At 62.5% G+C, this 5,284-nt stretch carries 4 protein-coding genes; 2 read left to right on the top strand and 2 right to left on the bottom strand.

Going from position 1 to position 5,284, the window contains the following annotated elements:
• Positions 1–88 precede the first annotated feature (88 nt).
• A complete protein-coding gene (locus VMA74_RS06525) occupies positions 89–1,663 on the top strand; it encodes a GH39 family glycosyl hydrolase (RefSeq protein ID WP_414649567.1) in 1,575 nt (524 codons plus the stop codon).
• A 104-nt stretch (positions 1,664–1,767) separates the two neighbouring features.
• On the top strand, positions 1,768–3,150 hold the full coding sequence (locus VMA74_RS06520; protein WP_325365830.1) for an FAD-containing oxidoreductase: 1,383 nt from the start codon (positions 1,768–1,770) through the stop codon (positions 3,148–3,150).
• 321 nt (positions 3,151–3,471) lie between these two features.
• Here the strand turns inward: VMA74_RS06520 and VMA74_RS06515 are convergent, their stop codons facing one another.
• Together VMA74_RS06515 and VMA74_RS06510 are read right to left on the bottom strand one after the other, a co-directional pair.
• Complete coding sequence (locus VMA74_RS06515) at positions 3,472–4,719, bottom strand: divalent metal cation transporter (RefSeq protein ID WP_325365829.1); 1,248 nt, start codon at positions 4,717–4,719, stop codon at positions 3,472–3,474.
• Between the two features lie 133 nt (positions 4,720–4,852).
• Positions 4,853–5,284, bottom strand: a 432-nt coding sequence (locus VMA74_RS06510) for a universal stress protein (protein WP_325365828.1), incomplete at its 5' end; no start/stop codon positions are given.

Here is a 5,284-nt window from a genome sequence, read left to right as displayed (position 1 = left end):
AGAGGCTTGGCGAACGCCGGGATGAAATCCCGGCACTCGCGGGCGCAACGCAATCCCTGGCTGGATAAGCATGAAAAACATGAACACGATGTCCTTCCTTCGGCCCCATCGGTGGGCGGCTCTATGCGGCTTGCTGGGCATGTTGAGCATGGCGCCTGCCGTCCAGGCCGGGCAGGGTGTGCGCCATATCGCCGTCGACGTGCAGGGTCCATCCTCGCCGCTCGACCGCTTCTATAATTTCTCCGTCGGTTCGGATTATCCCGGCACGCTGAAGCGCGAGGACAGTCTTGCCCAGCTCAAAACGGTGAGGAAAGAGCTGGGTTTCCGCTATATCCGCTTTCACGCCATCTTCCACGATGTGCTCGGCACGTATCGCGAAGTGGACGGCAAGCCGGTGTACAACTGGACCAAGATCGACACGCTCTACGACGACTTGCTGGCCATGGGCATCCGGCCCTTCGTGGAATTGGGTTTCACCCCGGAAGCGATGAAAACCTCCAACCAGCACATCTTCTATTGGAAGGGCAATACCTCGCATCCCGTGCTGTCGAAGTGGACCGCGCTGGTCGATGCCTTCGTGCACCATCTTGAACAACGCTACGGGCAGCAAGAAGTTCGCCGTTGGTATTTCGAGGTCTGGAACGAGCCCAACCTGGCCGGATTCTGGGAGGGCGCCGACCAGAAAGCGTATTTTCAACTGTTCGACGCCACCGCGCGCACCATCAAGCGAATCGACCCGCAGCTGAAAGTGGGCGGGCCGGCCACCGCGGGTGCGGCGTGGGTGCCCGAACTGATCGCGCACACCACGCAGGCGCACGTGCCGCTCGATTTCATCAGCACGCACACCTATGGCGTGGACGGCGGCTTCCTCGATGAAAACGGGCAAAGCGACACCAAGCTGTCGCCGTCGCCGGATGCGATCGTCGGCGACGTCCGGCGCGTGCGCGAGCAGATCAGCCATTCGTCACGTCCGGACCTTCCGCTGTATTTCACCGAATGGAGCACCAGCTATACGCCGCGCGATGCGGTACACGATTCGTACGTGAGCGCTGCCTATGTGCTGAGCAAGCTCAAGGCCAGCGAGGGGCTGGCGCAAGGCATGAGCTATTGGACCTTCAGCGACCTGTTCGAAGAACCCGGCCCGCCCACGGCACCGTTCCAGGGCGGCTTCGGGCTGATGAACCCGCAGGGCATCCGCAAGCCGGTGTATTTCGCGTACAAATACCTCAACGAGCTCGGCGACACGCAGCTCAAGACCACCGATGCGCAAAGCTACGCGACGTGGAACGACGGCGTGCTCAAGCTGGTGGCCTGGGATTTCGAGCAGCCCAAGCAGGACAAGAGCAATCGTTCGTTCTATACCAAGCTGCTGCCGGCGCATCCGGCAGAGCCCATCAGCATCGATCTCAAGCATCTGGCGCCGGGCAAGTACCAGGTTGCCATCCATCGAACCGGCTTCGATGCCAACGATGCCTATTCGGCTTATTTGCGCATGGGCTCGCCTGCATCGTTGAGCGCTGTGCAGCTGCAGCAGTTGCAAGCCGTCACGGCCGATCGTGCCGACATGCGTTCGCTGGTGGTGACCAAGGACGGTAGCGCGAGCGTGTCGCTGCCGATGCGGTCCAATGACGTGGTGTTGGTGGAAGTGCTGCCGAGTCATTGAGGAGAGCGGCGACCTGCCATGGGCGCGATCCGGCGCGCGTTTACGATTTTTTCTTCATTCCTGCTACACACTTGCGGCTCCGTGGATTTCGTCAAGGCGCCGTCATGGCTCAGCGATTCGATGCGATAGTGGTGGGTGCAGGGCAGGCGGGGCCTTCATTGGCCGAGCGTCTCGGCCAATCCGGCCGCAAGGTTGCGGTGATCGAGCGCAAGCTGGTGGGCGGCACCTGCGTCAATACCGGCTGCATTCCCACCAAGGCGATGGTGGCCAGTGCCTATGTCGCGCAACAGGCACGCCGCGCGTCGAGCTATGGCGTGCATACCGGCGATGTCCGCGTGGACATGGAGGCGGTGTGGCAGCGCACGCAAGGCATCTCGGGGCAATCGCGCAGCAATGTGGAGAAATGGCTGCACGGCATGCCGAATGTTTCGCTGCTGCGCGGCCACGCGGCATTCGAATCGCCACGCACGTTGCGCGTGGGTGATGCGTTGATCGAGGCCGACGAGTTCTTCCTCAACGTCGGCGGCCGTGCCGTGGTGCCTGATTTTCCCGGCATCGACAGCGTGCCTTACCTTACCAACACCAGCATCCTGCAATTGCGGGAATTGCCCAAGCACTTGGTCATCGTCGGCGGCAGCTACATCGGGCTGGAATTCGGGCAGATGTTCCGTCGATTCGGCGCCCAGGTCAGCATCGTCGAGCGCAGCGAGCGCCTGTTGCCGAAAGAGGATCCCGACGTATCCGCTGCCGTGGTGGATATCCTGGAAAGGGAAGGCATCGAGCTGCACCTGGCGGCCGAATGCATCGAGTTGCATGGGCAGGCCGGCGAAATAAGCATCGCGGCCCGATGTGCCAAGCCGAGCTTGCAGGTACACGGCACGCACCTGTTGCTGGCCGTCGGGCGTCGGCCCAACACCGACGCACTGGGCCTGGATAAGGCGGGTGTGGCCACGGACGAGCACGGCTACATCACCGTCGACGATCAATGCCGTACCTCGGCCGATCGCATCTGGGCGATGGGCGAGTGCAACGGCAAGGGGGCGTTTACGCACACCGCCTACAACGATTACGAGATCGTCGCCGCGAACGTGCTGGATGGCGAGCCGCGGCGCATCTCCGATCGCATTCTTGCCTACGGATTGTTTATCGACCCACCGCTCGGCCGCATCGGCCTCACCGAACAGGAGGCGCGGAAAAAAGGCTATGACGTGCTGGTGGGTGTACGCCCGATGACGCGCGTGGGCCGGGCGGTCGAGCGCGGCGAAACGCTGGGCTTCATGAAAGTGATCGTGGATGGGAAAAGCGAGCAGTTGCTTGGCGCGGCCATTCTGGGCGTCAGCGGCGATGAGGCCATCCATAGCCTGCTGGACGTGATGTATGCCAAGGCGCGCTACCAGACGGTAACGCACGCCGTGCACATCCATCCGACCGTTTCGGAATTGCTGCCGACTACCTTGCAGAGCCTGGCGCCTTCGCAGGCTGGGTGAGATTCGCGTCCAGCCTGCAGCCAGAGCCGGAACGCGTTGGCGGTGAGCGCATGCGAACCCCAACGTCGCCATGCAGAAAGCTCAAGCATGTTTCAGCCGCCAAGATCCAACATCTGTCATTTTGCCGAACGCCCACTGCTGTCCGGGGAAAGTGCGCCTTGCTCTAAACAAGCCTCTGCAACGCATCGCAAGCTCACATTTCACCCGATAAATTCCAAGCGTTACGGCGAAGGTTGGTAATTTTTCCCCGGGCAGCAGTGGCCGAACGCCGGAATGACGGCCCGCTTTGGAATGGCGTCGACGCGGACCTGAGCAATTCGCCTACAGCGGTATCAACATCCACAACGCAGCCATGCCCATCGTCAGCGTAGTGATCCAGCCAAGGCCAAGCAAAATCTTCGGCGCCGTAAAGCGGCCCATCACCGACTTGCGCGCGGCAAGCAGGGTGATCAGCACCAGCAAGGGCACCGCCACCACGCCGTTGATGACGGCGCTCCAGAACAGGGCTTTCATCGGCGGAATCGGCGAGTACTGGATGACCAGCGCCGCCAGCACGCTCACGGCGATCACGCCATAGAACCCGCGCGCATCCTTGGCCTGGCGTTCCAGCCCCCATTGCCAGTCCATCGCTTCGCACAGCGCATAGCTGGCCGAACCGGCCAGTACTGGCACGCCGATCAGGCCGACGCCGAGGATGCCCAACGCAAACAGCAGATACGCCAGGTCGCCGGCCAATGGGCGTAAGGCGCTCGCAGCCTGTGCAGCGGTGGTGATGTCGGTGATGCCCGCCGCATGCAGGGTTACGGCCGTCGCCAGCATGATGAAATAAGCGGCGATGTTGGAATAGAACATGCCGTTCCACGTATCCCATTTGATGCGCACCAGTTCGGCCGGCCCCTCAGCCGGGTCTTGCTGCAGCGGTTTCTCGCGTGCCTTCAAGCGCATGTCTTCGACTTCTTCGGAGGCTTGCCAGAAAAACAGGTAAGGGCTGATGGTGGTGCCGAACACACCCACGATCATGGCCGCCGCGCTGCGGTTGGGCACAAAGCCCGGCCAGATCGTGCGCCAGGCTACGTGCTTCCACGGGACGTGCACGGTGAACAACACCGCGGCATAGGCCAGCAGCGAGAGCGTCAGCCATTTGAGGTAATACACGTAGCGGCTATACGGCACGGCGATCTGCAAGGCCAGCGTGAGAACCACGAACAACACCGTCATCGCGTGCCGGTCGATGCCGGTGACCAGTTCCGCCGCTTCGCCCATCGCCGCGATGTCCGCGGCGATATTGAGCGTGTTGGCAATCAGCAACAGCAGCACGACCCCTTTGAGCACATAAGGCGGAAAGGCCTGCTTGATGTTTGCCGCCAGGCCCTTGCCGGTGACGCGCCCGATGCGCGCGCACATGGACTGCACCGCCGCCATCATCGGATAGCTCAACGGCATGGTCCACAGCATGTGCAGGCCGAACTGCGCGCCGGCTTGCGAATACGTGGCGATGCCGCTCGGATCGTCATCGGCCACGCCGGTGATCAGGCCGGGGCCGATGTGCGCCAAGGGATGTTGTTTCAATCGCTCCCACAGGGTTCCGGCGCGACCGGGTGCAGGAGGGACCGACAGTGGGACCGGGGCGTCCGTGTGAGCCGGCTCATCCGCGGCGGCTAAGCCGGCTTGGGGGTCCCATCGAAAAGGCATGCCATCTGTCCTAGCGGCAGACCAGCACCGGCACCGGGCTGCGCATCAATACCTTCTGCGTTTCGCTGCCGAGCAGCAGCCGGTTCATGCCGTGCCAGCCGTGCGTGGCCATTACGATCAGGTCGCAGTGGTGTTCGGCAACCGCTTCCAGGATCGCTTCGTGCGGATGTTCGCCGAAGACGTAATGGCATTCGCACGGTACGCCGGCTTCCTTGGCGCTGGCCTTGGCCCGATCGAGATAACGCGACGCGCTTTCCACCGCGTGCTGGCTGTAGCGCAATTCGGCGGCGGCCAGGAATTCGGTCATGTAGGCGATGGCGTTGTACGGTGGCACCACGTGCATCGCTACCGCCCTGGCGCCGAAGGTCTTGGCCAGTTCCAGCCCCATGCCGAAGGCGTGTAGTGACAACTCCGAACCGTCGATCGGCAGCAGGATGCGCCG

The sequence above is a fragment of the Dyella sp. genome, assembly GCF_035508675.1.
Taxonomy (GTDB): domain Bacteria; phylum Pseudomonadota; class Gammaproteobacteria; order Xanthomonadales; family Rhodanobacteraceae; genus Dyella_B.
The sequence above is the reverse complement of the archived record's forward strand: the minus strand, read 5'-3'. Positions and strand labels throughout refer to the sequence as shown.

Excerpts from the sequence above, each read along its gene's own strand:
- VMA74_RS06520 (WP_325365830.1), top strand. The coding sequence starts at position 1,768 with ATGGCTCAGCGATTCGATGCGATAGTGGTGGGTGCAGGGCAGGCGGGG.
- VMA74_RS06525 (WP_414649567.1), top strand. The coding sequence starts at position 89 with ATGTCCTTCCTTCGGCCCCATCGGTGGGCGGCTCTATGCGGCTTGCTG.